Here is a 25,301-nt window from a genome sequence, read left to right on the forward strand (position 1 = left end):
GTGATGCTGTTTTTTTATATGATTGTGAGTTTCAAAAGATAGTAAGAAAATAAGATTCGCAGAATCTTTAAAAAAAAACTTAGAACCTTAGTATCTCAGAACCTTAGCAACTTTAAAAAAAGCTATACCCCTAAAAATACTCTCGTATATTCAAAACATTTATATAGATTCGAGTAAACGTATACACCATTTTTTATTACTATTTCGCTAAGCTTTTCCATAATAATTAAATTAAGTTAGACAATTACTCTCTAGACGGTTCGTATTGAGAATCTTCTTCTTCAGATTCATGATGAGGTTTCGAAACTAGATTGGTTACAATAAGCTGAACGATAGAACCAAGGATTCCTTTGAACATCGAATCGCCTTTTCCGACAATAAATCTTTTAGCCAGATAACCAATTCCGATACTAATTGCCGATTGCGCGATATGGCTTTTAAAACCGACAGTTTCGTTGATTTCCTCGACTGTATTTCTAATCAGATTAATCGGTTTTAAATTGTTCTTAATCTCGTCAATTTCGTCTTTTATATCGCACCATTCTTTATCTTGGCGAATTTCTAATTCCTCAATTTTTCGATTTAATTGATCAATATTGTAAATGGCTTCCATAGTCTTTTATGTTTATTAATAAATTAAATCAGTTTTTTGTTTCTTTAAGAATACTGGAGATGATCGTATTTCCAATTGGGGTTTTTATCAATTTATGATGAGATTTTACCACCACAATCACTAAAATAAGATAGAATAGCGCCATGATAAAAAAGCCATAGTAATACTCTCCAAGTTCTTTACCAATCCATAAACTTATTCCGATGTTCAGGAACAAGGTAAAAAATGCAACAACAATACCAATCGCTATCTTAGATGCCAATGATGATGCACCATCGGCAACAGAACATACTGTTTTTAGTTTTAGTAATTCTAAACTTGTTTTAGCATAGTTTTCTGCTTTTTCATAAAGATTTAAATTCTCGTTTGTTGTTGCATTTGGTTCCATGATATAGGGTTTTATGGTTTGAAAATTTCACTAATTAATACTTTCGTGCTATTAATAGTTTGATTTTACTGTTTTCACATCGTCTTTCAGCGTGTTGTAATCTTCTTTAACTTGGTTAAGTTTAGATTTTCCTTCTTCGATAATTTCTTTACCGTTTGAAGTGATTGTGTTTACGATGCCATCAAATTTTGATTTCAAGTTATCCCCGTAATCTTTTGATTTATCTTTGATTTTTTTTCTTGTGTTTGACCCTTTGTCTGGTGCAAATAAAACACCTATGAATGCTCCCGCCGCTGCGGCTCCTAAAATTCCTAAAATTGTGCTACTAGTTTTCATAATAAATAATTTTAAATGGATTAATATTAATAATTTGTTGATTTAATGAATTGTGATTTTTATACTTCTCGACCTTTAATTAAGCGAAGCAATACAGCAATAATGGCAATTACGAGCAGAATGTGGATAATGCTTCCGAAACTGTAAACAAAGAACCCAAGAGCCCAAAGTATTACCAGAATCACTGCTATGGTATATAATAAGTTTGACATGGTTTTTATTTTAGCGGTTAATAATCAATTTCTTGCTTAGTTTAGCTTATAAGAAAGATATAATGTCAAGTTGCTGTTTTTTGCATCAGGAAATGTGTATGTAGTTCCCGCAACAGTTCTTTCTTTACCCACAGTGGTCAAACCATAATTGTAACGCAATCCTATGCTAATTGGGTTAAAATCGACCCCAACACCTGCAGAAATACCTGCGTCAAATTTGTTTAGATCGTCTGTGTCAATATCTTGGTCAAAATCAAAAGTACCGTTTCCGCTTACTTTAGAACTTACTAGATAAGAAGCATAACCACCGGCGTGAATGTTAAAGTTTTTAGTAACATTAACTCGCACTAAAAGTGGAAGTTCAATATAATTCAGTCTAAATTTTGCATCTCCACTTGCAAAAGCGCTATTGTATTCTAATTTTGAACCTTTTGTGGTAAACAAAAGTTCTGGCTGGATGGCAACAAAATCTGAGATAGGAAGTGTGGCGTAAACCCCAGCATTAAATCCGTACAGAATATTGTTGTCATCTACATCATCTCCGCTACCATATAGGTTAGACATGTTGAATCCTCCTTTTACACCGAATTCGGTATTTACATTATTGTCCTGAGCGTGCAGCATTCCGAATGATGCTGTTAAAAAAAGTGTTAAGGCGCATAAAAAATTGGCTTGTAATTTCATAGTAAAAAATTTAGTTAATAGATAGATAATAGGCTTTTATACATTTTGTTTTTTTATTCTTTCAGTCTCTCGTAAGAGTTTATATTGTTCTGGCAAAAATCTAAGAACGAGTTCAAGTATTTCTTTATCGTTTGTTTCTCTAGAAATCTTCTCAAGAAGCTCGATCTGATCAGACATGGCTTCTTTCATGGCGTTTAAGTAAATAGTATCGAAATCATTACTGCTGGCATCAATAAGGTTGTACAGGTCTCGTTTGTGCGTGGCATTTATTTCGGTAATAACAATGAGCTTTGATGTTGCCATTTTGGTTACTTCGTCCAATAATTGGCTTTCTTGAACTTCTATTCTTTTGCTTAATCCCTGAACAATAACATCTGAACTTTTTTGTTGTGCAATTTGACTTTTAGAAATAATTGACTTGCTAATATTCGCCGTCGAAATAAAAAAGAAGACTTCTGTTTCTTCTCTGTCATTTTTTGCAAAAGCTTGGTTTTTAAAAGTATTTTCAATCGGATTAATTTTTCTGCAAGACGTCGCACAGACTACTAATACCAATAAGAAAAAGACTTTAAAATATACAGCCTTTAATAGGGGAATTGCTTTCATTTTTACTTCCTAAAGTATTACATTACAAAGATGCTAACGAATGAAAGATTTTGCTTTACAGCATAAAAAAGAAACGTTATATAATTCCCATAATGGATTTATATAACGCTTTTTATGTATTTTTTTAATGAAGTTTAATCAGGCAGAAATACCGTAAATACAGAGCCTTCACCAAGAGTGCTGTCAGCTGTAATATGACCTTTATGGTTCTCTACAATCTTCTTGCAGATTGCCAATCCGATTCCGGTTCCTGGATAATCTGTTTTGGAATGCAGACGCTGAAAAAGAATAAAAATAGTTTCTTTAAACTGAGGGTCAAATCCCATTCCGTTATCGGTAAAAGTGATTTTGTGAAATTTCTTTACAGACTGTTCTAAGATTTCAGGATAGTCAGAAGAATTTACTTTTTCGCTAGAAATTGAAATTTCTGGATCAACATCTGGTTTGCTGTATTTTAATGAATTTCCAATTAAATTAATAAACAGTTGTTCAATCTGATACGGAATTACAGAAAGCTTCGGAAGTTTGCCATTACGCTGAATTACGGCTTTCTTTTCTTCAATCACTTCACCCAACTCAGATTCGGCATTATCCAAAAGTTCATTCAGATTCATTTTAATGAATTCCTTTTTGGTGGTGTTGGTTCTAGAAAACAAAAGAAGATCATCTATTAAAACACGCATTCTTTTTGCCGAGCTTTCTATTTTGGTAATGTAATTTTTACCGCTTTCAGACATAACTTCTTTATCGGCACTTGAAACCCTAGAAATAAAAGTTTGTATTTTTCTAAGCGGTTCTTGTAAATCGTGACTTGCCACGTGGTTGAAAGAAGCCAGTTCTTTGTTGCTTTTCTCCAGCTCTTTATTTCGTTCCTGAAGCTCAATATTTAAAAGATGTTCGTCTGTGATGTCAAAATTAATTCCAAGCAAAATTTTACTTCCCTGCTGGTCAGTTACTAATTTGCCTGTTGTTTTAAAATAACGAACTTCAAAATCTGGACGCACAATTTTATAATACACAAACGGAAGGTGTTTCTTTTCTACAATTCCGTCAATTGCTTTAGCAACAGATTCTTTATCGTCTGGATGAACATATTTTAAAAGTGTCGCTTTATTGGGCGCAAAAGATTTTGGCTCAAGACCCAATAATCGGAACTGATTGTCTGAAAAATCAATTTTATCAGAATCTAAATCCCATTGCCAAGTGCTGAATTTACCAATGTTTTCAGATTCAGAAATTAAACCGGTTGAAATTAAAAGTTTTTTATTGAATACTTTCAATCTTTCAAAGTCACGGCTGATTTGGCGGTAAGCCAATAAGATAAAACTCAAAGCCACCAAGAATAATGAAATTGAAAATAGCGGACTTAAAGAAATTTCAGAATCATAAATTTTAAGCCTTTTCTTTAGAAACTCTTTTTCGATGTCGTTCATTTCGTCCACCTTAAAACGAATGTTTTCCATCAAAATGCGTCCGCCAAACATATGATTATCCAATTTTCTTTTATCGTATGTTTTTGGATCGCTATATTTTAAACAGTTTTCAAAAGAAACGAAACGTTGGGTAATGAGTTTGAAAAGTTTATGAAGATTATCCTGCTGTTTCGGATTATCGGCAGTCAGTTTTTTTAAGTTGATAAACGATGTGTTTACTTTGTCGCGAGAATAGATGTAAGGAGTTAAAAAACGAGCATTGCGGGTAATGATGTACCCGCGCTGACCTGTTTCTGCATCTTTAATAGCCGACATTAATCGTTCGAGCTGTATGTTGATTTCGTAGGCATGCATAACCAGTTTGCTTGATTCGTTCAAGTCCTGATTATGTTTGTAAGCAATTGAAGAAAGAAATAACAGAATGAAAACTGCGATTACAAAAATAACTCTCAAAGAGTTTGAAGAATTAAAATTTGGTATCCACTTCATTATTGGTATGCTTTATTTTAGTCGCAGCAAGAAATTATCACGGTTTAACCCAGAGGTATGGTAGTGCCAGTTTACAGTTACGACTTCATTAATGATTTTTTTGAGTGTATTGAAATCGCTTGGCTTTTTGATGTAAATATTGGCGCCTTGAATAAATGTATCTTCAATATCTTCTTCAGAAGAAGAGGTGGAGTAGATCGCAATAATTATATCTTTTAAGTGGTCCGTTTTTTTGATTTCAATTAAACATTCTTTACCTGTTTTTTTAGGCATATTTAAATCTAGAAACAAAATATCTGGAAGTTTATTGTTGGTGTCCATTAAATGATCCATGAGTTGCATCCCATCATGAACAAAACTTACATTTGTTTGTATCTTTATTTCTTCAAATGCATCTTTAAAGAAAAGACGGTCATCTTCATCGTCATCGGCCAATAAAATGTGTAATGCGTTTTTTTGCATTTTAATGTGGTATTTGGGTTTTTATTTTAAATTTTCTCTTCGTTTCTTAATAATTCTCTGAAAAGCAGACGGCGTAATTCCGGTTGTGTTTTTAAACTGTGTACTCAAATGCGCAACACTAGAGTAATTTAGTAAAAAAGCAATTTCGGTAAGACTCATTTCGTTGATAATAATCAACTGTTTTGCTCTTTCGATTTTCTGTAAAATAATAAAGTTTTCAATAGAAGAATATGTTACTTCTGAGAAAACATTTGATAAATATCCGTAGCTGTGGTTTAGTTTTTCAGCCAAAAACACAGAACTTTTGTAATTATTATTATCATCCATAAATACAAGTTCGATAATCGCATCTTTTATTTTTTGGACAAGCACACTTTTTTGATTTTCAACTACTTCAAAACCGCATGGAGCCAATTTGCTTTTTAAATTCTCCAACGCTTCGGCATCAAGATTGTCTTCAATCTCAATTTCGCCAAATCCTAAAGTTGTAAAATTTACATTGTTTTGTTCCAAATTTTGTTTTAAATAAAGAGAGCAAATGGTATTAATGTCGAACTTTATAAATAGTTTCATTTTATAGAAATTTGGTTAAAGATACTTATTTTATTTGGTGTTTTTGCTTTTAAATAATATAGAATTACAAGTAATTGTGATTTTAAAATAAAATTTTCAAAAAAATACCGTCTAATATTTTTTACTAGACGGTATTTCCCTGATTGAGTTGCAAGGATTTACAATTCTGACAGGATTTGATGAAATTCTTCTTTTGTTTTCCCCAATTTTTGATGAAGTCTTCCGTACATTTCGTCTTCTTTTCCTTCAGCAAACATCAAATCGTCATCTGTTAACTCTGCATATTTTTGCTTAAGTTTTCCTTTCAACTCGTTCCAGTTTCCTTTTATCTCGGTAGTATTCATGATATCGCTTTTTTAGTTTTTTATTGTATTGTAAAATTGCAAATTATAAACCAAGATCGTGTTACATTTATTTTTCTGACTGTTGCATAATTTTCATTTCGATTGAAAAAATTAAAAATTTACAACTCATAATTCATAACTCATAACTCATAATTCATAACTCATAACTCATAACTCATAACTCATAACTCATAACTCATAACTAAACTTGGTATCTTCTCAGGATCCAAGCCATTTTTTCGTGTTCCTGCAGCAGTCCTGTTACAAAATCGGCTGAGCCTACATCATTGGTCTCGTTTTCAAAAACCGGAATATAACCTCTAAACTCTGTTATCAGTTGTTCGTGGTTTTCTAAAAGTTCAGAAAGCATGTTTTTTTGCGAAGCATATTCTTTTGGTGATTCTTTCAGAGTAGAATTATCTATAAACTCCTTCATTGTGCCGATTGTTTTTTCACCCAATTGATTAATGCGTTCTGCTACTTCATCAATTTGAGCTTCAAGAACGCGATATTGTTCTTCAAATAATTTATGCAGTTCCATAAAACTATTTCCAGAAATATTCCAATGAAATTTTCTGGTTTTTACATACAAAGTCATTTCATTTGATAAAATCGTAGCAAGTATAGAGGCGCTTTTTTTTAAGTTTTTTGCTGATATTCCGATATTTGGGCTCATAATTGTCTTTTTAATGGTTTATTTCAAAGTTACCTTTGATTCTAATTTTTCTATTACACAATTTTTGATAGATGTTATAGGAATTCAATGTTAGGGATATAATTTAAAATATAGTATGATTAATGTCACCCTGAGTGGAGTCAAAGGGCACAATGAGGCTTCGACTCCGCTCAGCCTGACAATAGCAAACATTTAACAGTAACCATCAGCCATCAGCCATCAACCATCAACCATCAACCACCAACCATCAACCATTAACAATTAACCACCAACCATTAACTCAATAACCATTATAATTTGTAATTTTGCCGCACAAGCAAAAAAGAATATGACAACACAACAACTACACGAACAAATTCTTCAAAAAAAATCATTTTTATGCGTTGGCTTAGATCCAGATCTGACAAAGATTCCGCAACATTTATTAGAAACAGAAGATCCTATTTTTGAATTTAATAAAGCAATCATTGATGCCACTCACGATTTGACTGTTGGATACAAACCAAACACAGCTTTTTTTGAAGCATACGGAATAAAAGGATGGATGTCTCTGCAAAAAACGATTAATTATATCAACGAAAATTATCCTGATATTTTTACAATTGCAGATGCAAAACGCGGTGATATTGGAAACACTTCTAGCATGTATGCTAAAGCTTTTTTTGAAGACTTGAATTTTGATAGTGTAACGGTTGCTCCTTATATGGGAAAAGATTCTGTTGAGCCTTTTCTAGCTTTCGAAAACAAACATACGATTATGTTGGCTTTAACGTCAAATGAAGGCGCTTTCGATTTCCAGACTTTAAACACAAACGGAAAAGAATTATACAAACAAGTTCTAGAAACTTCTAAAACTTGGAAAAACAGCGAAAACTTGATGTACGTTGTTGGTGCAACCAAAGCAGAATATTTTACCGAAATCAGAAAAATTGTTCCTGATAGTTTCTTATTGGTTCCAGGAATTGGCGCTCAAGGCGGAAGTCTGTCTGAAGTTTGCAAATACGGAATGAATGATAAAGTAGGTCTTTTGGTAAATTCTGCAAGAGCGATTATTTACGCTTCAAAAGGAACCGATTTTGCTGAAAAGGCTAGAGAAGAAGCTTTGAAAGTGCAGCAAGAAATGGCTGAGATTATTGCTAATAAATAAAAGTTTTCAATCTCGGTTTTCAGTCGCAGTTCATAATGAGACTGAAAACGGCGACTGCGACTAAAAACTATGAAACAACTAACAGATCAAATAGGAAAGGTTCATACTTTCGAAAAAGCTCCAAAACGAATTATTTCTCTTGTTCCTTCACAAACCGAATTGCTTTATGATTTAGGTTTGGAAGAAAAAATTATCGGAATAACAAAGTTTTGTATTCATCCGTTTCATTTTAAATCTACCAAAAAGATTGTTGGCGGAACGAAGAAAATTCACTTTGAAAAAATAAAGCTTTTAGAACCAGATATTATTATCTGCAATAAAGAAGAAAATACGCTTGAAATTGTAGAACAGTTAAGCACAATCTGTCCAGTTTGGGTTACGAATATTGTTTCTATTGAAGATAATTTTCAGATGATTTCAGATTTCGGACAATTATTCAACTGCCGAACCGAAGCCCAGAAATGGAACGACAAATTGGCTTTCGCCTTGAGCGATTTTAAAAATTATATAAAAGACATACAGGAAAAGAAAGCGGCTTATTTTATTTGGAAAAATCCCTATATGGTAGCTGGAAAAGATACTTATATCAATGAGCTCTTAAAACTAAATCATTTTAATAATATCTACGAAGACAAAGGACGTTATCCTGAAATTGAATTAAAGAAAATGCGTTTAGAAGGCGACCCTGATATTGTTTTCCTTTCATCAGAACCGTATCCTTTCAAAGAAGAAGATGCCTTCGAAATAGGAAGATTCACGCATCATGCTAAAACTATTTTTGTTGACGGTGAAATGTTCTCTTGGCACGGCAGCAGATTGCTAAAGGCGTTTCCGTATTTTAAATTACTTCATGAAAGATTGAAGAATTAGTTTTCTTTTGTTTCAAGTTTCAGGTTCCAAGTTACTATCTTGACGAGTAATTTTTACCGCAAAGAGCGCAAAGATTCACGCAAAGTTCGCAAAGTTTTTTAGACAAAGCTTTGCGAACTTTGTGTTTTTATGCAAAACCTCTTGAGAAAAAACTTTGCGTTCTTTGCGTTAAAATTATGTTCAAAGTAAAGCAAGCAACTTGAAGCTTGAAAGTTTAACCGCAAAGAGCGCAAAGGAATTACGCAAAGTTCGCAAAGTTTTTACATAAAGCTTTGCGGACTTTGCGTTTTGTGTTAAACTCTTAAATAAAAAACTTTGCGCTCTTTGCGGTAAAATTATATTCAAAGTAAGGCAGCTTAAGAATCAAATTTCAGTTTCGATAATTTGGAATTTTTTTTATTGAAATTTAGCCCAAAAAAGAATGCCGACATCTCGAAGACGCCGGCATTATTTAACTAACCAAAACCAAAATAATAAATAACCAGTTTATTACAGTACAAAGATCAGACATATATCAAACTTATGCTGTTAAGGTCTTGTTATTACTTTGTTGGGTATAAGTTAATATTAAAATATTTTAAAAAATTCCAATATTTTGAAATTCCAAATTTCCAGTTTCGAAAAAGCGGAATTTGTTTTTTTGTTTTACTTGGATTTTAATCTAAAAGGGAAGTTTTACGAGAATCGGAATTTGGAATTTTTTATTGGAATTTAAAAAATCCTGTTAGGATTTAACCCAAAAAAGAATGCCGGCATCTCGAAGAAGCCGGCATCATTTAACTAACCAAAACCAAAATAATAAATAACCAGTTTATTACATTACAAATGTCCGACATATATCAATTTTTTGCTGTTAAGGTTTTGTTATTACTTTGTTGACCATACGTTAAGATTTGTAAAAGGACTGTTTTGAGCTTTCTGTAACGTTAAATAGTGTTTGGTTATTAAAATACAATAACAATCAGTTTTGTTTATGAATGTATTAAATAGAAGCTTGTATGTTTGGTAAAATGCTAAAAATCAGAATTATTGGAGCAGGCAAAAAATTAACAACTGCAAACATAAACTCCCGTTTCAAGCGATCAAAAACAGCAATTAATAATAAAACCCGACAGGTTTAAAACCTGTCGGGTTTATTATTTTGAGATGTTTATTGTAAGACTGAGCGAACTCTAAGTTTTTTAGTTAAAGAAAAGCCTCTGTACCTTTGAATCTTTGCCACTTGGAACCTTAAGAAAATACAACAGTTTTATTACTGTAAACCATTGTTTTTCTTTCAGCGTGCAGTTTAATGGCTCTTGCCAAAACGATGCGTTCCAAATCACGGCCTTTCATGATAAAATCTTCTACAGAATGAATATGGGAAACTCTTGCAATATCTTGCTCGATGATTGGACCTTCGTCTAATTCTTCTGTTACGTAATGGCTAGTTGCTCCAATAATTTTCACTCCACGTTTAAAAGCTGAATGATATGGTTTTGCACCAGGAAATGCAGGTAAAAACGAATGATGGATATTGATGATTTTATTTTCGTACAGCGAAATCACTTTTGGAGTTACAATTTGCATATAACGCGCCAAAACGATAAAATTGATCTGATATCTTTTTAAAAGTTCAATTTGTCTTGCTTCGCCTTCTTCTTTGTTATCTTTTGTGAAGGGAACATAGTGAAACGGAATATCAAAACGTTCAGCAATAGATCGCAAATCATTATGGTTGCTTATGATCATCGGAATCTCAACACCTAATTCATCAGCACTGTAACGTCCTAAAATATCAAACAAACAGTGATCGTATTTAGAAACAAACAAAGCCATTTTAGGTTTCTGCTCCTGATTGTATAAATCCCAAGACATGTTGAAATCGGCAGCAATCGTCTGGCTGAATTCTTCTTTTATGGCTTCAATGCTATTGCCTTGATTAGTAAATTCACATTCTAAACGCATAAAAAACACATTTTGTTCTACATCAACATGCTGGTCAATGTAGGTGATGTTTCCTTCTACCTTAGCAATAAAAGTAGTTACTGCAGCGATAATTCCCTTTTGGTCTTTACAGTGAATGAGTATGGTAATTTTTTGCATTTCAGTTTGTTTTTGGTTAGTCACAAAGATGCTGAGATGCTAAGACACTTAGTATCTTAGAAGCTTAGCAACTTTAGAATTATTTTCCATCCTGCATAGCAAAAACCTTTTGCAATAAAGGCGTTGTTCTTGCAGAGATGTTATTTCTGATATCTTTTTCTTCAACAGCAATCATTTTAAAAACACCAGACAAAGCCTGATTGGTTGTATAATCAGTCAAATCTGGATTTACTTTTTTTACTAATGGAATAGTGTTGTATTTGGTTATAATTTTTGTCCAAACAGCATCTGCGCCCACTTTTTCGAAAGAGCTTTTAATTACTGGGTTAAATTTGGCATATAAAGAAGTCGTTGTACTGTTTTGCAAATAATTTGTTGCGGCATTGTCGCTTCCTAAAAGTATGTTTTTAGCATCTGTAAAAGACATGTTTTTTACTGCTGTAACAAAAATCGGAGTAGCTTCTTTTACGGCATCTTCTGCAGCACGGTTCAGCATCTTGATTCCTTCATCTGCAAGAGAACTTAATCCTACTTTACGAAGTGTTGCATCTACTTTCTGCAATTCTTCGGGCATTAAAATTTTTACAGCTTCGTTTTTATAAAAACCATCTACAGCGGTTAATTTACTTACTTGTTGTGTAATTCCTTTATTTAAAGCTTCTTTTAATCCAGAAGCAATGTCGACAGTTCCTGTAGTAGGAATCTGAGATGCGATCTGAGGCAATTGATTTAATGTTTGTTGCACTTGTGCGCAAGATGTAAGCGAAAATGTAACGGCTAATAGTAAAATCTTTTTCATTTGGGGTTTTTATTTAAGTTTCAAAAATACTACTTATTCAAAAACAACGCCACAATTTTATTTTAAGCAAACTAACATTTTGTTGTAAACTTAACATAAGAGAACTTAGTAACTTAGAATCTCATTTTCTTAGCATCTTGATTTATGGCCATCCCATTCTAATATTATCCTGCCAGTAGGTTTTACTCGAAATGTAAACAGGTTTTGGCTGCATAATAGGTTTATTATGAACATCAAAATATTGAACACGAATGATTTTTTCATTAGAATCATCTTTCATATCAATATTTCCTTCGGCATCATCAATCAGTTTCTTTTTTTGGAGATACAAGGAAGGTTTTTCAATTATGTATTCTGTAACTGCTTCTCCGTTTAGTTTTAAATTGCAGCCAATCAAATTATAATTACTGTCAAAAGATTCAATTCTTTTTAGATAATTCTTTTCATAATAGTATATCTCAAAAGCGATACTACACGACCCTTGTTGAAGTTTATTGTTATGTAATCGGAATCGAAGTATTTGATTTTTAGCATTTGTAAATTCAACAGAACCGTTTCCTTGAGTGTCAATATTCTTGTTTAATATTCTAGCAGGTTTTGAGAATTGTTTGATTTGATTGGCGTAAACTTGGTGATTTTTGGCAGATTGTGCAAAAGAAGAAGCGCTCAGAAAAATTCCAGCGAATAAAAAGAAAAAAGATTTCATGATTTTTTTGAAAATTAATTTTTTATAGTATTTCTCGCGATTGCGATCAATTTATATATTTGTATTAGATTATTCCAAAATCTTTAATTTCAGAAAGTTTAAATTTTTCTAATTCAGAATTAATTGTTTGATCCAGTTTTTCATGATTCATTAATAAAATTAAATCTTCTTTCCATGTACTTTCATTGAATTTAGTTTTGATATTTTCTGGCCAATCTGAAATTTTATTTTTATAAAATGTTAATTCATCAAATGCTTTTTTAGATTTACCCAATTTGAAATACAAAAGTATTAAACTTTCAAAAGCGTATAGTTCCCAATCAGACATATTGTTTTCAATATATTCAGATAAATCTTCTAATTTTAGATTGCTTTTTTGCAATAATGTAATTTTTTGTCGCATTCTTTCTGAAATACTTTTGAAATGATTGTGATGCCATTGCAAAGTAATGCTTTCTGAAACATTATGTTTATTTGTTAAAGAATTGTTTACTCCAAGAGATATTATTGGAAATTCTGTCATTAAACTATGAATATGAAATATAACCTCGTACGAATCATTGTTGGAATAGGTTGCAAAATGTAATCCGCACAAAAATGGTCCATTTCGCCTAATTAAATGCATTGGTTTATATATTGTAAAATCAGGAAATTCGGAAGCCCAATCTTCTGTGATTTTTTTCTTGTCTTTACGAGTAAATTTTTCGTATGCCATATTTTCATTAAAAGAAATCATATTATAAACTATAAGATGATTTTTTATTATAATATGCAAATCTCATTTAAATTTATCTGATAAAAAGCCTCGAAAAGTTATATAGTTGCTAGTTTAAGACACATCATAAACATCAATAAAGTAAAGTCTTTCTAAAAAACATAAAAATTATTTTTTCAAAAGATCAATTTTTTCATTTGTATTCTCAATATAAACAGACATTTCACTGTATTTCCACGTACCTCTTTTTTCGCCTACAATAAATAAAGTTCCCTTGCCTTTCGGACCTTTTAGTGGAACTTGTACATCGCAAGTTCGCACACTGTTGCTTGAGGTGACGGTTCCAGAAACGATTCCGTCTGTTTCTATAGGAGAACCAAGTTTTTCGACTACCAATTTATTATTTTGAAGCGCAGTCATAGATTCTTTATAAGCTTCAGAGTCTTTTAATACAGAAGTAACTTCGTAGAAAATTCCCCCTATAAATAATGCTACTAATATGATAAGAGTTAAACATCCACTAGGAATCAGCCATTTCCAATTTCTGTTTAGCCAGCTTTGTTTTTGTATTAGCTCATTAGAATCTTCCATATATTAGAGGTTTAAGTGAAATGACTAAGCTAAAATAAGTATAAAATCTCTTGGTTTTTAGAGTTTTATATAAAAAAATCTTCTTACGTGTTTATAAGAAGATTTTCAGAGTTGTAACTTGACAAATTATTTATTGCTATAGGCGATTTCTTCAAGTGCTATAGGATCACTTATGGCTTTTGACACTTCCTGTTTTCTCATGCTATCATTATCACCAGTTCCAGTGCTTAAAATTAACTTTTTAGGAATAATCGGTTTTTTTTCAAAGATTGTGGTATATAATAAAACAGCCTGAAGAAATCCTCCATCATTTAAAAAATGAGGAGTGTTTTGGCCGTAGCAAAGATTATCGGTATTGTTTTTTAAATAATTATAGCCACTTTTACCACTATAGGCATCTTTAACAGCATCACCAATTCTCAATAATCCTGCATTTTTTATAAAGGCGGTAGCCAAGACTGTATTTTTTCGTAATTCTTTATAATAATTATTGTATTGTGAATCTGAATAAGGTAGTGGAGTCATATTTTGATACACATAAATTGCAACATCAGGACTATTTTTGTGTATCTTTTCAGCTAACATTTTTAGATTTGATCTGTATTTCTCAATATTCTTCAATGCAATTGATGTCGACTCTTGAAGCACCACATAATCATAATAATTTCCATCTTTATCAATGTTTGAAAAATTCTGATTAGCTTCTGTTTTATTTGTAAAATAAACTTTATCCAATCCCACGCCCAACGTGGTTAGCTGATCAATATTTATGTTTTTATTACTGGCATTGCAAAGTTCTTGGAATAAAGTAGGGGCGCTGATAAAATACTCTAATTGACTATTTCCAATAAATAGTATACGAGACGGTCCTACTGCTTTTGGTGCTTTTGGTTTATTGTTTCCATCAGAAACAGTTGAATTCTTGGACGTAAAATTATTACATGAAGTAAAGAGAGTTGAAACAGAAACACCAAGAATTAAAATGCATTTTTTCATTGTAGTTTTTTATTAAAAAAAGATTTGCAAATCTCTTTCCAACATGTCATGATTTCAACCTCAAAAGGTTTTTAAAATATCATTTTAGGACAAAAAAAACATTACTGCAGATATTGTAAATCAGGGTGATATATCGGATGGTTCTTTTTTAACTCGTTTAATATGTTTTGAGTATAATCTTTACCGCCTTTCAAAAAATAAAATAAAGATTTTACCACATAAATAGGCGCGTATGGGAAAATGCGCCAGCTTAGAGACAAATTCAGAAAAAAGTGTCTTAAAGCATATTTAAAAGTGCCTTCATTGGGGCGTATAAAATAGACATTAGGTTCCTTTGTCTTTTTTACCATTTCAGAAACAATAAATGGAAACATGATAAATTTGCCTCCCTGCTGAATTAAAACGTTTATTTCAAACATTGTAAGGCCTTCAATATTATTTGTTTTCATAATAGTTTATTTTTTAAACATTTATAAAAAAAATGAAGCTGAATTATAGTGCAAAAAAAAGAAGATTCTTAAAAAAATATTGCCTTTAAAGGACTTAAGAGTAATACTTTACGGTATTTTTAGATTAAGGGATAAAATAAAAAAGAGGAAATCTATCAAATATACTTTTGATAAATTTCCTCAAAATTATTGGTATAAATTATTGATTTACAGGTGTTGTGCCGGAAAGCGTTTCACGGGTTAAATCAGCATCTTTTTCATAAACATCCTGAAAGAATCCAATTTCACCATTTTCGTTTACCAATGAAGTAAAATAAGTAATGAAAATTGGTACTTTTTTAGATAATTTAAAACTGCTTTCTACTTTACCTTCCATCGCTTTATCGATTTTTTCTTTAGTCCATTCTGGATAATCTTTTAGCATGGCAACAGCCAATTCTTTGGCCATTTTTACATTAATACAACCGTGGCTGAAAGTTCTTTTTTCAAAATCGAACAAAGTTTTAGATGGCGTATCGTGCATATAGATATCATCTGGATTTGGAAACATAAATTTCACCAATCCTAAAGAATTGTCTGGTCCTGGTTTTTGTCTTACTTGACCGTTAACCATTTCCATATTTTTTTCTGCAAGGTAATTTGGATCTGCAGCAATTTTAGATTTTAATTCGTTTTGTACAATACTTTGCGGTACAGTCCAATATGGGCTAAAAACGATTCTGTCAATTTCTCCATTAAAAATGGTAGTTTTTGTCAAAGGCGCCCCAACAAATACAGGAGAGGTCAGAACTATTTTTCCATTTTTAACATAAAACAATTCAAAAGAAGGAACGTTAACCAAAACATATTCATCGCTTGCTGCAATTTTAGCTGCAATTTCACGGCATCTTTCCATGTTAAGTTTTAAAGTGGCAACTTTATCTTCTAGCGGAATATTCATTTCATCGATATGTTCTTGAGCCAAGATGTAATTCGGTTTAAATCCGTTACGGACTTTGTATTTCATTACAGCATCCATCAATTCACGATCATAAACATTGCTTTTAGAATCGGTTTTTAAATCTCCTAGTAAATACAAACGAGTTCTCACTTGTGCTATGGTGCTTGAAACCGCATCTGGACGCAATTCTTTGTATGGAGATTCTTCTGGAACAATTGGTTTGTATTTGCTTGATTTTTCTAATCTTTTGTATTTTTTTAAAGCATCTTGCAATTTATAATACTGATCAAACTCAACTTTTTCATTTGTTGCGACTGCTGTTGTTTCTTCTTCCAATGTGCTATAGTTTAAGAAATCTTTCAGCATAGCATCATAAGAAAGTTTTTTCTTGTCAGCATTATTTTTTTTAGTGTATAAAACATATAATGAACTTAAAAGCATATCTGCATCAGTTTTAGAAATAGTACTTTTATCTGACGAAGCGCTAAACAATTGGTCAATTTCTTTTTGATAAGGAATAATTAAGTCATTTGTTTTTTTTGCTTTTTCATACAAAACAGAACCAAATTCGTTGATTTCGTTATCATCAAACCAAATACTTCCAAGTGTTCTGTTTTTGTACAACGACATCACATCTGATTTGTATTTTTTTAAATCTGAATATCTTTTAAAGAAGTCGTTCGAAATTTCGTTTACATCATCTGAATTATTGTAAACGGTTGAATGATTTGAAGCTTTTGTATTTGTATATGTAAGATTACTTTTTTCAATTCTGTTAAAAGAAAATACAAAAAAACTCAAACCTAAAATTACGGTGAATGAATAAAATGTTCTCATTTTTTAATTTTTACGTTATTACTTTTCTATGTAAGTCGTAGGTAAAAATTTGGGGCTTTTCTACACTGCTAAATTACTATTGGAGTACTCAAAACATGTTTCCAGATTTTATTTAAATGTTGCGAAATTGCCATGTCTTTAAGCTTTCTTTAACTATATCAATTAGTTACGTAATTTGTTACCCTTTTAGTTCACGAAATCGATTTATTTTTGTTAACATAAAGCTATTGTCTTAATCAAATATTAAAATATTTTGTACATTGGTCGCATAAAATTATCATATTCATAAAATGGAACAACAAATACCATATATTCCTAAAAATAAAGTAAGAATTGTTACTGCAGCTTCGCTTTTTGACGGACATGATGCTGCCATAAATATTATGCGACGCATTATCCAATCTACGGGTGTTGAAGTAATTCATTTAGGGCACGATAGGAGTGTGGAAGAAGTGGTAAATACCGCCATTCAAGAAGATGCCAATGCTATTGCCATGACTTCGTATCAAGGCGGACACAACGAATACTTTAAATATATGTATGATTTGCTTCGCGAAAAAGGAGCGGGGCACATTAAAATCTTTGGTGGAGGAGGAGGTGTAATCCTGCCAAGCGAAATCGAGGAATTACATGAATATGGTATTACAAGAATTTATTCTCCAGACGACGGACGTTCTCTTGGTTTACAAGGAATGATTAATGATTTGGTTGAACGCGCCGATTTTCCGATTGGAGATAAATTAAACGGAGAAATCGATCATATCGAAAATAAGGTTCCAACGGCAATTGCGCGTTTAATTTCTGCTGCCGAAAACTTCCCTGAAATTGCGAAACCAGTTTTTGATAAAATTCACGAAAGCAATGTAAGTTCTAAAATTCCAGTTCTAGGAATTACAGGAACGGGAGGAGCAGGAAAATCTTCTTTGGTTGACGAATTGGTTCGCCGATTTTTAATTGATTTCCCAGAAAAAACAATCGGATTAATTTCTGTCGATCCTTCGAAAAGAAAAACAGGAGGAGCGCTTTTAGGAGACAGAATCCGTATGAATGCGATTAACAATCCTCGTGTATATATGCGTTCGCTGGCGACACGTCAGTCGAATTTGGCTTTATCTAAATATGTAGCCGAAGCAATTCAGGTTTTGAAAGCTGCGAAATATGATTTGATTATTTTAGAAACTTCAGGAATCGGACAGTCTGATACTGAAATAATGGATCATTCAGACGTTTCTTTATATGTAATGACACCAGAATTTGGAGCTGCAACGCAATTGGAGAAAATCGACATGCTTGATTTTGCAGATTTAGTGGCTTTAAACAAATTTGACAAAAGAGGTGCGCTTGATGCTTTGCGCGATGTAAAAAAACAATATCAAAGAAACCATAGCCTTTGGGATAAAAGCCCAGACGAAATGCCGGTTTTTGGAACAATTGCTTCGCAGTTTAATGATCCGGGAATGAACACGCTTTACAAAGCGATTATGGATAAAGTGGTTGAAAAAACGGCTTCAGATTTGAAATCGACTTTTGAAATCACTAAAGAAATGAGCGAGAAAATATTCGTGATTCCGCCAGGAAGAACACGTTATTTGTCTGAAATCGCTGAGAATAATAGAAATTATGATGAAACAGCAGTTGCACAGCAAAAAGTAGCTCAGAAATTATACGGAATTTTCAAAACCATAGAATCGGTTTCTGGAAAAGTTCCTCAAATCACAAAAGCAGGAATAGACGACAATAGTGTCATCCTGAGCGGAGTCGAAGGACTTGACGAAAACAGAATCTTTTTAAACCTTTTACTGAATCAATTCGATAAAGTAAAAATGGACTTAGATCCGTACAATTGGGAGATTATCCTGAATTGGGACGAAAAAGTAGCCAAATACAAAAATCCTGTTTACTCGTTTAAAGTTCGTGATAAAGAAATCAAGATTGCGACACATTCTGAAAGTTTATCGCATTTACAAATCCCAAAAATTGCTTTGCCTAAATATGAAGGTTGGGGCGATATTTTGCGTTGGAATTTACAGGAAAATGTTCCAGGAGAATTTCCTTTTGCATCGGGATTATATCCGTTTAAACGTGAGGGCGAAGATCCGTCAAGAATGTTTGCGGGCGAGGGCGGACCAGAAAGAACCAACAAGCGTTTTCATTATGTGAGTGCGGGAATGCCAGCAAAACGTCTTTCTACAGCTTTTGACAGCGTAACTTTATACGGAAATGATCCAGATTTACGTCCAGATATTTACGGAAAAATTGGAAATGCGGGCGTTTCAATCTGCTGTTTAGACGATGCTAAAAAACTATATTCAGGTTTCGATTTGGTTCATGCTTTGACTTCGGTAAGTATGACGATTAACGGACCTGCGCCAATGCTTTTAGGTTTCTTTATGAATGCCGCAATCGATCAACAATGTGAGATTTATATCAAAGAAAATGGTTTAGAAAAAGAAGTTGAAGCTAAAATCAACAAGCTTTATAAAGATAAAGGAATCGAAAGGTCGAAATATCAAGGCGAACTTCCTGCAGGAAACAACGGTTTAGGATTAATGCTTTTGGGCGTAACAGGAGACCAGGTTTTACCTTTGGAAGTTTATAATGAAATAAAAGTAAAAACGTTAGCTCAAGTTCGCGGAACGGTTCAGGCCGATATTTTGAAAGAAGATCAGGCGCAGAATACGTGTATTTTCTCAACCGAATTTGCTTTGCGTTTAATGGGTGACGTTCAGGAATATTTTATTAATAAAAACGTTCGTAATTTCTATTCGGTTTCGATTTCAGGATATCATATTGCTGAGGCGGGAGCAAACCCAATTACGCAATTGGCGTTTACGCTTTCAAATGGTTTCACTTACGTGGAATATTATTTGAGCCGCGGAATGAACATCAACGATTTTGGACCAAATTTATCGTTCTTCTTCTCAAACGGAGTAGATCCAGAATATTCAGTTATTGGACGTGTGGCGCGTAAAATTTGGGCAAAAGCCATGAAAAACAAATATGGAGCCAACGAAAGAGCGCAAATGCTGAAATATCACATTCAGACTTCTGGACGTTCGTTACACGCACAAGAAATTGATTTCAACGATATTAGAACGACTTTGCAAGCTTTGTATGCGATTTATGACAACTGTAATTCGCTTCACACAAATGCTTATGACGAAGCTATAACAACTCCAACAGAAGAATCTGTTCGTAGAGCAATGGCTATTCAGTTGATTATCAATAAAGAATTAGGTTTAGCGAAAAACGAAAATCCAATTCAAGGTTCGTTCATCATCGAAGAATTAACCGATTTAGTAGAAGAAGCCGTTTTACAGGAATTCGACAGAATCACAGAAAGAGGAGGAGTTCTTGGCGCAATGGAAACCATGTACCAACGTTCTAAAATTCAGGAAGAAAGTTTGTATTACGAAACTTTAAAACATAACGGAGATTTTCCAATTGTGGGTGTAAATACATTCTTAAGTTCAAAAGGTTCGCCAACGGTAATTCCAGCAGAAGTTATTCGTGCTACAGAAGAAGAAAAACAATATCAAATTACGATGCTGGATAATTTGCATAATTTCCACGAAGCAAAAGTAAACGAGCATTTAAATACATTACAGCAAGCGGCTATTAAAAACGAAAACTTATTCGACCATTTAATGGAAGCGACAAAGGTTTGTTCTTTAGGTCAGATTACTTCGGCGTTGTTTGAAGTTGGTGGGCAGTATAGAAGGAATATGTAATTTTTACTTTTTTTAATGATATAGAAAAACCTTTCAAGATTTTTGAGAGGTTTTTTTTGTAAATGCAAATGTTAAAACAAATATGAACTTTATGTGATAACAAGAGTAATTAAATACAAATGGGTGTTACTATATTACATATTTTGTAACGTATTGATTTATTTAGTAAGTTCATTAAAAATTAGAGGCCCCATTGGGACCTCAGTTAAATTTATAATGTTTATTTTCTTCTTTTTTAAATTTGAAAATAGTTTAGCTAATAACTATTTCATTAGATAAGTTTTTCATAATCATTTTTTTAGGGTTTGTGATTGCTTTTACAATATATTATGTATAGTTGTTTTTGTTTCTTCTAAGATACAGCGAAAATAACAGATTTATTTTAATTATAAGTTAAAATTCTTTAAAAAACAGCATAAAGCCTTGTTTTTTAAATATTAAGCCTGTCAGAGTTGCTTTAAATCTTTTATATGCTGGTAAATTATCCATATGTTCTATAGTGAATTTATCAAGTAATCCCATTTCGATAAAATCAATTTTCATGTTTTTATTGTAATGTAAGTCTAAATAAAAGTTTTCAATCAACCATGCAGCTAGATGGATTCTATATGGATTAGATTTTAAATTATAAGATTTTTTTTCTTTGCGAACAATGTTATAAACTGTTTTTCCAGTACAATCATAGTTAAATTGTATATCAAGGATACCATTTTCGTTTTTTATTGAAAGATGCTTATCTATATCTATCTTTTCATTATTAACAGAAAATTCTTGTAATTCATATGAGGTAATTGTGTCACCGTCAGGAACTGGAATTTTAGACTGAAAATCGTATTTTATACATTGAATATCATGAGAAATAATTTGAGTTTTATTTATCTCAGTTATACGAACAAAATCTGGATTTATAGGGTCTAATTCTATAGTCAAATCTAAGTTGTAATTTTTGTAATAATATTCCTGAGTAACAGGTAAATAAAATCCTTTAATTTTTTGATGTAATTTAGAACTAATATTTTTAAATTTTTGTCTGCAAAGAGCCAATGTTACTTTTTCCCATATTTTATCTAAATCTGTTCTTTTTTCTAATTGTTCTTCACTGTAAATAATATTTCGCAATTCTTTGTGAAAGATGTTAGAAAACTGTTCAGACTTTAATATTACAGCAAAAACTCCACTAGAAACCATTGTAAATCCAAGCCCTTTAAAAAGATCTCTCCAAATTTCATCTGTTTCAAAGATTGCAAAAGCAACAGTTAAAAAAATTACTGCAAACAGTATTATAAAATATAGTACATATGATGTACAAAAAACATATAAGGGATCCCAATACTTTTTTCTTAAGCTCATAAATTAATTATAATTTTTGACAAATAAATGCAAAAAACTTTAGATTCTAAATAATTAAATAAGTATTTTTTTAATAAAATAGAATGCTTGGTTAGTGCTAGCGCTCCTGCTCGTTAACTCAAAGGGGCGTCCTCAAGTTTTGTCATTTCGACCAAAGGAGAAATCTTCGCAAGAAACTCTACAAAGATTGGCAATATTCTGTGCGGAGCTACTTATGAAGATTTCACCTCCGTCGAAATGACAAGATTGTGTAAAAAACTTTGCGACTTAGCGTCTTTGCGAGATTTTTAACGTTAGAACTTTCCCCTGCTCGCACCAGTAAGATAACAAAAATCTTATTATCAAATATAGCCCGTGGTTTCAACCACGGGTACCAATAAGAGCAAGACAAATATTACGTTCCCGTGGTTTCAATCACGGGCTATGTTTATATCTTTTTGAAATAATAAAAAGAAAATCAATCAACAACCTCTCCAACAAACCCCAAAAACTCCATTTCATCCATAGGAAACAAATTCAGAACCGTTTCCAAAATCAGACTCACATTAATAGTTGCACTTTTATCTTTTTTAGAAAAATTATGCATCTCGTTATCAAGTGCTAGAATGGATAATTTTAGCAAATCGGTAATAAGGCAGCCGAGTTCTAAATAATTGACCACTTTAAATTGTGCGGTATACGAATTGGCTTCATTGGTTGGTTTTAGCGTTGTAAAATACTTAGCGGTTAGTTTTTGCAGTTTTTGTAGCTTTTCTGTTTGGTTCGTTTCCATAAGGCATATAATTTAAATAGTTTACAATTTGACTTCTATAAGATTTATTATAAGAAAAATTGTACTTTTGTTTGATTCGGCGAAGGAAGAAATAGATTTTTATGTGTCCTATCAATTTTTTGTGTTTGCTACACGATTAAATATGTTTTTTACATCTCGCAGATTCTTACACTAAATTATTATCTTTGAATTATGAGCACACTAACAAAACCAAATCATATAGGGCGAAAAATAAGCCGTATTCGTGAACTTCGTGATATGAAGCAGGAAGCTTTGGCGCAGGCTTTAGGAACAAATCAGCAAGCGATTTCTATTTTAGAAAATAGTGAAACGATTGATGAAGATAAACTTATCGCAATTGCAAAAGCATTGGGTGTAACAGCAGAAGCAATTAAAAACTTTTCAGAAGAAGGAATGATTAATTATTTCAATACTTTTAATGATACAAAAGATAGCCAAGTAAATTTTGGAAATAATTGCACTTTTAATCCATTAGATAAATTAATGGAAACGGTAGAAGAAAATAAAAAGCTTTACGAGCGTTTGCTTCAAGCAGAGAAAGATAAAATTGAATATTTAGAGAAATTGCTAAATCAGAAATAGTAAATTTGTATAAAAGAAAACCTCTCAGAAATGAGAGGTTTTTTTTATATCAATTCAAGTTTTTTAAACTTTCTTTTTTATCGAAGTTTTTGATTTGCGTTTTAATTTCTCGATAATAGCATCGGCTTTTGCATTTTCACAAATAAAACGCAACGATTCTGCATAGCGGTAATAATATACAGGCTCTAGATCTGTGGTAAGAGAAAAAAGTTTGGTGTACCATTCGGCTGCTTTTTCGAGTTCGCAATTCGAATACGATGAGTTTCCTAGTTTTTGAAATAAGTCTACAGATTTGTAGCCTTTTGCAGCAACCTTTTCGTAGGTTTTTATAACGTCGACATAAGCGTATTTTTCGCCGACCTTATCGGTTTTATAATAGGTTTCATTTTGCGCCCTTGCACGAAATGAAAATACGATTAACAATACTAAAATAACTAGTTTTTTCTGCATAGGTTTTTAGTTTTGGTTGTGGTATTTAATCGTATTCATTAATTGTTTTTGAAAATCTTTTCACTGCAAGAAACAGTTATAAAAACAATTATAAACTTCACTTATTTATTTTTATTGTAGGCTTATTGCAATTTTAGTGTACAAATATATGGAAATCAATAATATAAAGTGATTTTACACGACGTTTTGTAAATAAAACCTGTTATATTGATGGAAAACAAAAAAAGCAGCTCCTGGTACGAGCTGCTTTTCTGACTTTTTTCTTTGGGGACAAAAAAGGCTTAGCGACGGAAAGATGGACTGTGGTTAACAGACTCATCTAACTTCACGGCCTTTACTTTTTTTGCAGCGACTTTAATTTGGTGTTTCTCCACTTTGTCGTTTGCTTTCACTTCTAGAACATAAGTTCCAGCAGGAAAACTTTCTAAACTAATAGTTTTTGAAACCTCCAATTTGTCTGCTGCAGATTCTCCAGCATAAAGTAAGTTGTGATTCTCATCATAGATAGAGAAAGATGCATTTTCTACAGTGTCTAAAGTAAAGCTAACTACTTTTCCGTTTCCTGTTTTAATGTTTAAAATATAATCACCTTTTCCATCAATGGCATAGGTAAACACAGTCGCTAAAAAAAAGGCAGCAACTAAACCAGCTTTGGTAAATTTTGTCATGTTTTTTTTAAATTGTTAATTACTAAATGTGGAACGTGTAAAACTACAAATACAAATTTAATTTTTAGCAATAAAATGGTATTTTTAAATCCATAAGTTATTGAATTGTAATTATTTCTGTATTTTGTTTGAACTATGTACGTAATTACTGGGCTTACGGATTGTTTTTTCTTTATTTTTTTTAGTGCTTAAAAATCAATGGATTGGAATTAATAAGAATAATTTTCAGAAAATGGTTTTGTTTTACAATTTTGGTTTTATCATAAAACAAAAAAACAGCTCGATAACCACAAAGAGCTGTTTCTTAAACGTAATTTTTTAAATTTTCTAACCTCGATTTTATACCTTTTTGGCTTATAGATTCTTAACGTGCAGCGACACTTGAATTTTTAGCAAAACCTGCTTTGTAAACTGATGAAATTGCAGTTCTTGATAAAGATGCACTATCAGTTATTGTAATTTCATATTTTGCTTTTTTTACATTGTCTTCTACTTCTAAGAAATAAGTCCCTTCAGGAAATTCTTCTAGACTGAAAGTTCTTAAAATTCCATCTTTTCCAGATGCGCTTTCAGAATAAATTAAAGTTCCATCATTGTCATAAATAGCTAAATTGGCTTTCTGTACTTTGTTAAGTGCGAAAGTGATCAGTTTCCCATTAGCTTTTAATACATGAAGATTAAATTCTCCATTTCCATCAATTGCGTAAGTGCTTATTCCTGTGAAAAGCAACGCTGCTACTAAACTCAATTTTGCAATCTTTTTCATGGTACTTAGG

General features: G+C 32.0%; 28 protein-coding genes. 4 read left to right on the plus strand and 24 right to left on the minus strand.

Features of this window, described 5'->3' with window-relative positions; all coding sequences use genetic code 11:
- Positions 1-244: 244 nt before the first annotated feature.
- The 11 genes from NU08_RS12195 to NU08_RS12245 form a co-directional block, all read right to left on the minus strand.
- Entirely contained in the window at positions 245-613 is a 369-nt protein-coding gene (locus NU08_RS12195; RefSeq protein WP_129747359.1) for a hypothetical protein, read from the minus strand.
- Positions 614-641: 28 nt separating this feature from the next.
- Complete coding sequence (locus tag NU08_RS12200; protein WP_008462338.1) at positions 642-1,001, minus strand: hypothetical protein; 360 nt, start codon at positions 999-1,001, stop codon at positions 642-644.
- Positions 1,002-1,052: 51 nt separating this feature from the next.
- Positions 1,053-1,337, minus strand: coding sequence for a YtxH domain-containing protein (locus NU08_RS12205; RefSeq protein ID WP_129747360.1), 285 nt, complete (start codon positions 1,335-1,337; stop codon positions 1,053-1,055).
- Between the two features lie 59 nt (positions 1,338-1,396).
- Positions 1,397-1,549 carry a lmo0937 family membrane protein gene (locus NU08_RS12210; RefSeq protein WP_111365189.1) on the minus strand — a complete coding sequence of 51 codons (153 nt, stop codon included), beginning with the start codon at positions 1,547-1,549 and terminating at the stop codon, positions 1,397-1,399.
- A 36-nt stretch (positions 1,550-1,585) separates the two neighbouring features.
- Positions 1,586-2,233: a porin family protein gene (locus NU08_RS12215; protein ID WP_129747361.1), complete on the minus strand. Its 648-nt coding sequence runs from the start codon at positions 2,231-2,233 to the stop codon at positions 1,586-1,588.
- Between the two features lie 36 nt (positions 2,234-2,269).
- Positions 2,270-2,839: a DUF4142 domain-containing protein gene (locus NU08_RS12220; protein ID WP_129747362.1), complete on the minus strand. Its 570-nt coding sequence runs from the start codon at positions 2,837-2,839 to the stop codon at positions 2,270-2,272.
- Positions 2,840-2,973: 134 nt separating this feature from the next.
- A complete protein-coding gene (locus NU08_RS12225) occupies positions 2,974-4,761 on the minus strand; it encodes a CHASE3 domain-containing protein (protein ID WP_129747363.1) in 1,788 nt (595 codons plus the stop codon).
- Positions 4,762-4,773: 12 nt separating this feature from the next.
- Positions 4,774-5,223, minus strand: coding sequence for a response regulator (locus NU08_RS12230; RefSeq protein WP_129747364.1), 450 nt, complete (start codon positions 5,221-5,223; stop codon positions 4,774-4,776).
- Positions 5,224-5,244: 21 nt separating this feature from the next.
- The gene (locus tag NU08_RS12235) at positions 5,245-5,796 is read right to left on the minus strand and encodes a helix-turn-helix domain-containing protein (RefSeq protein ID WP_111365181.1); all 552 of its coding nucleotides are present in this window, start codon (positions 5,794-5,796) and stop codon (positions 5,245-5,247) included.
- Between the two features lie 158 nt (positions 5,797-5,954).
- A complete protein-coding gene (locus NU08_RS12240; RefSeq protein WP_129747365.1) occupies positions 5,955-6,140 on the minus strand; it encodes a CsbD family protein in 186 nt (61 codons plus the stop codon).
- 202 nt (positions 6,141-6,342) lie between these two features.
- On the minus strand, positions 6,343-6,816 hold the full coding sequence (locus NU08_RS12245; protein ID WP_129747366.1) for a Dps family protein: 474 nt from the start codon (positions 6,814-6,816) through the stop codon (positions 6,343-6,345).
- Between the two features lie 328 nt (positions 6,817-7,144).
- Here NU08_RS12245 and pyrF point away from each other — a divergent pair, with 328 nt between their 5' ends.
- Entirely contained in the window at positions 7,145-7,963 is an 819-nt protein-coding gene (pyrF, locus tag NU08_RS12250) for an orotidine-5'-phosphate decarboxylase (protein ID WP_119789749.1), read from the plus strand.
- A 69-nt stretch (positions 7,964-8,032) separates the two neighbouring features.
- On the plus strand, positions 8,033-8,833 hold the full coding sequence (locus tag NU08_RS12255; RefSeq protein ID WP_129747367.1) for an ABC transporter substrate-binding protein: 801 nt from the start codon (positions 8,033-8,035) through the stop codon (positions 8,831-8,833).
- A 1,230-nt stretch (positions 8,834-10,063) separates the two neighbouring features.
- Here the strand turns inward: NU08_RS12255 and purU are convergent.
- The 8 genes from purU to NU08_RS12295 all read right to left on the minus strand — a co-directional run bounded on the left by purU (position 10,064) and on the right by NU08_RS12295 (position 16,951).
- On the minus strand, positions 10,064-10,918 hold the full coding sequence (purU, locus tag NU08_RS12260; RefSeq protein WP_129747368.1) for a formyltetrahydrofolate deformylase: 855 nt from the start codon (positions 10,916-10,918) through the stop codon (positions 10,064-10,066).
- Between the two features lie 79 nt (positions 10,919-10,997).
- Positions 10,998-11,717 carry a DUF4197 domain-containing protein gene (locus NU08_RS12265; RefSeq protein WP_129747369.1) on the minus strand — a complete coding sequence of 240 codons (720 nt, stop codon included), beginning with the start codon at positions 11,715-11,717 and terminating at the stop codon, positions 10,998-11,000.
- A gap of 142 nt (positions 11,718-11,859) precedes the next feature.
- Positions 11,860-12,423, minus strand: coding sequence for a hypothetical protein (locus tag NU08_RS12270; protein WP_129747370.1), 564 nt, complete (start codon positions 12,421-12,423; stop codon positions 11,860-11,862).
- Between the two features lie 64 nt (positions 12,424-12,487).
- Positions 12,488-13,159, minus strand: a complete 672-nt coding sequence (locus NU08_RS12275) for a hypothetical protein (RefSeq protein WP_129747371.1) — start codon at positions 13,157-13,159, stop codon at positions 12,488-12,490.
- A gap of 147 nt (positions 13,160-13,306) precedes the next feature.
- Positions 13,307-13,729 carry a cytochrome c oxidase assembly factor Coa1 family protein gene (locus tag NU08_RS12280; RefSeq protein WP_129747372.1) on the minus strand — a complete coding sequence of 141 codons (423 nt, stop codon included), beginning with the start codon at positions 13,727-13,729 and terminating at the stop codon, positions 13,307-13,309.
- Positions 13,730-13,855: 126 nt separating this feature from the next.
- Positions 13,856-14,725: a hypothetical protein gene (locus NU08_RS12285; protein WP_129747373.1), complete on the minus strand. Its 870-nt coding sequence runs from the start codon at positions 14,723-14,725 to the stop codon at positions 13,856-13,858.
- Between the two features lie 101 nt (positions 14,726-14,826).
- A complete protein-coding gene (locus tag NU08_RS12290; RefSeq protein WP_129747374.1) occupies positions 14,827-15,174 on the minus strand; it encodes a hypothetical protein in 348 nt (115 codons plus the stop codon).
- A 199-nt stretch (positions 15,175-15,373) separates the two neighbouring features.
- Positions 15,374-16,951, minus strand: a complete 1,578-nt coding sequence (locus NU08_RS12295; protein WP_129747375.1) for a murein L,D-transpeptidase — start codon at positions 16,949-16,951, stop codon at positions 15,374-15,376.
- A 290-nt stretch (positions 16,952-17,241) separates the two neighbouring features.
- On the opposite strand from NU08_RS12295, the gene NU08_RS12300 reads away from it, so the two are divergent.
- Positions 17,242-20,682, plus strand: coding sequence for a methylmalonyl-CoA mutase family protein (locus NU08_RS12300; RefSeq protein WP_129747376.1), 3,441 nt, complete (start codon positions 17,242-17,244; stop codon positions 20,680-20,682).
- 393 nt (positions 20,683-21,075) lie between these two features.
- On the opposite strand, the gene NU08_RS12305 is transcribed toward NU08_RS12300, so the two are convergent.
- Positions 21,076-22,032 (minus strand): hypothetical protein, encoded by a 957-nt coding sequence (locus NU08_RS12305; protein ID WP_129747377.1) that lies wholly within the window; start codon positions 22,030-22,032, stop codon positions 21,076-21,078.
- 457 nt (positions 22,033-22,489) lie between these two features.
- Entirely contained in the window at positions 22,490-22,804 is a 315-nt protein-coding gene (locus NU08_RS12310) for a hypothetical protein (RefSeq protein WP_129747378.1), read from the minus strand.
- A 192-nt stretch (positions 22,805-22,996) separates the two neighbouring features.
- Between NU08_RS12310 and NU08_RS12315 the strand changes: the two genes are divergently transcribed.
- Positions 22,997-23,407: a helix-turn-helix domain-containing protein gene (locus NU08_RS12315; RefSeq protein WP_129747379.1), complete on the plus strand. Its 411-nt coding sequence runs from the start codon at positions 22,997-22,999 to the stop codon at positions 23,405-23,407.
- A gap of 63 nt (positions 23,408-23,470) precedes the next feature.
- On the opposite strand, the gene NU08_RS12320 is transcribed toward NU08_RS12315, so the two are convergent.
- From NU08_RS12320 to NU08_RS12330, 3 genes are all read right to left on the minus strand, one after another.
- A complete protein-coding gene (locus NU08_RS12320) occupies positions 23,471-23,857 on the minus strand; it encodes a flagellar motor protein MotB (protein ID WP_129747380.1) in 387 nt (128 codons plus the stop codon).
- Between the two features lie 281 nt (positions 23,858-24,138).
- Entirely contained in the window at positions 24,139-24,525 is a 387-nt protein-coding gene (locus NU08_RS12325) for a secretion protein (RefSeq protein WP_129747381.1), read from the minus strand.
- 364 nt (positions 24,526-24,889) lie between these two features.
- Positions 24,890-25,291 carry a T9SS type A sorting domain-containing protein gene (locus NU08_RS12330; protein ID WP_129747382.1) on the minus strand — a complete coding sequence of 134 codons (402 nt, stop codon included), beginning with the start codon at positions 25,289-25,291 and terminating at the stop codon, positions 24,890-24,892.
- Positions 25,292-25,301 lie beyond the last annotated feature (10 nt).

Origin of the sequence: Flavobacterium anhuiense, from assembly GCF_004151235.1 — a bacterium.
Classification (GTDB): Bacteria; Bacteroidota; Bacteroidia; order Flavobacteriales; family Flavobacteriaceae; genus Flavobacterium; species Flavobacterium anhuiense_A.

What these genes read in the sequence shown, in the direction of transcription:
- NU08_RS12220 (WP_129747362.1), bottom strand. Translation starts at nt 2,839, where the DNA reads ATGAAAGCAATTCCCCTATTAAAGGCTGTATATTTTAAAGTCTTTTTC.
- NU08_RS12230 (WP_129747364.1), bottom strand. Translation starts at nt 5,223, where the DNA reads ATGCAAAAAAACGCATTACACATTTTATTGGCCGATGACGATGAAGAT.
- NU08_RS12235 (WP_111365181.1), bottom strand. Translation starts at nt 5,796, where the DNA reads ATGAAACTATTTATAAAGTTCGACATTAATACCATTTGCTCTCTTTAT.
- NU08_RS12280 (WP_129747372.1), bottom strand. Translation starts at nt 13,729, where the DNA reads ATGGAAGATTCTAATGAGCTAATACAAAAACAAAGCTGGCTAAACAGA.
- NU08_RS12270 (WP_129747370.1), bottom strand. Translation starts at nt 12,423, where the DNA reads ATGAAATCTTTTTTCTTTTTATTCGCTGGAATTTTTCTGAGCGCTTCT.
- NU08_RS12310 (WP_129747378.1), bottom strand. Translation starts at nt 22,804, where the DNA reads ATGGAAACGAACCAAACAGAAAAGCTACAAAAACTGCAAAAACTAACC.
- NU08_RS12255 (WP_129747367.1), top strand. Translation starts at nt 8,033, where the DNA reads ATGAAACAACTAACAGATCAAATAGGAAAGGTTCATACTTTCGAAAAA.
- NU08_RS12195 (WP_129747359.1), bottom strand. Translation starts at nt 613, where the DNA reads ATGGAAGCCATTTACAATATTGATCAATTAAATCGAAAAATTGAGGAA.
- NU08_RS12225 (WP_129747363.1), bottom strand. Translation starts at nt 4,761, where the DNA reads ATGAAGTGGATACCAAATTTTAATTCTTCAAACTCTTTGAGAGTTATT.
- NU08_RS12200 (WP_008462338.1), bottom strand. Translation starts at nt 1,001, where the DNA reads ATGGAACCAAATGCAACAACAAACGAGAATTTAAATCTTTATGAAAAA.
- NU08_RS12290 (WP_129747374.1), bottom strand. Translation starts at nt 15,174, where the DNA reads ATGAAAACAAATAATATTGAAGGCCTTACAATGTTTGAAATAAACGTT.
- pyrF (WP_119789749.1), top strand. Translation starts at nt 7,145, where the DNA reads ATGACAACACAACAACTACACGAACAAATTCTTCAAAAAAAATCATTT.
- NU08_RS12315 (WP_129747379.1), top strand. Translation starts at nt 22,997, where the DNA reads ATGAGCACACTAACAAAACCAAATCATATAGGGCGAAAAATAAGCCGT.
- purU (WP_129747368.1), bottom strand. Translation starts at nt 10,918, where the DNA reads ATGCAAAAAATTACCATACTCATTCACTGTAAAGACCAAAAGGGAATT.
- NU08_RS12325 (WP_129747381.1), bottom strand. Translation starts at nt 24,525, where the DNA reads ATGACAAAATTTACCAAAGCTGGTTTAGTTGCTGCCTTTTTTTTAGCG.
- NU08_RS12275 (WP_129747371.1), bottom strand. Translation starts at nt 13,159, where the DNA reads ATGATTTCTTTTAATGAAAATATGGCATACGAAAAATTTACTCGTAAA.
- NU08_RS12305 (WP_129747377.1), bottom strand. Translation starts at nt 22,032, where the DNA reads ATGAGCTTAAGAAAAAAGTATTGGGATCCCTTATATGTTTTTTGTACA.
- NU08_RS12330 (WP_129747382.1), bottom strand. Translation starts at nt 25,291, where the DNA reads ATGAAAAAGATTGCAAAATTGAGTTTAGTAGCAGCGTTGCTTTTCACA.
- NU08_RS12245 (WP_129747366.1), bottom strand. Translation starts at nt 6,816, where the DNA reads ATGAGCCCAAATATCGGAATATCAGCAAAAAACTTAAAAAAAAGCGCC.
- NU08_RS12300 (WP_129747376.1), top strand. Translation starts at nt 17,242, where the DNA reads ATGGAACAACAAATACCATATATTCCTAAAAATAAAGTAAGAATTGTT.
- NU08_RS12320 (WP_129747380.1), bottom strand. Translation starts at nt 23,857, where the DNA reads ATGCAGAAAAAACTAGTTATTTTAGTATTGTTAATCGTATTTTCATTT.
- NU08_RS12240 (WP_129747365.1), bottom strand. Translation starts at nt 6,140, where the DNA reads ATGAATACTACCGAGATAAAAGGAAACTGGAACGAGTTGAAAGGAAAA.
- NU08_RS12285 (WP_129747373.1), bottom strand. Translation starts at nt 14,725, where the DNA reads ATGAAAAAATGCATTTTAATTCTTGGTGTTTCTGTTTCAACTCTCTTT.
- NU08_RS12265 (WP_129747369.1), bottom strand. Translation starts at nt 11,717, where the DNA reads ATGAAAAAGATTTTACTATTAGCCGTTACATTTTCGCTTACATCTTGC.
- NU08_RS12210 (WP_111365189.1), bottom strand. Translation starts at nt 1,549, where the DNA reads ATGTCAAACTTATTATATACCATAGCAGTGATTCTGGTAATACTTTGG.
- NU08_RS12205 (WP_129747360.1), bottom strand. Translation starts at nt 1,337, where the DNA reads ATGAAAACTAGTAGCACAATTTTAGGAATTTTAGGAGCCGCAGCGGCG.
- NU08_RS12295 (WP_129747375.1), bottom strand. Translation starts at nt 16,951, where the DNA reads ATGAGAACATTTTATTCATTCACCGTAATTTTAGGTTTGAGTTTTTTT.
- NU08_RS12215 (WP_129747361.1), bottom strand. Translation starts at nt 2,233, where the DNA reads ATGAAATTACAAGCCAATTTTTTATGCGCCTTAACACTTTTTTTAACA.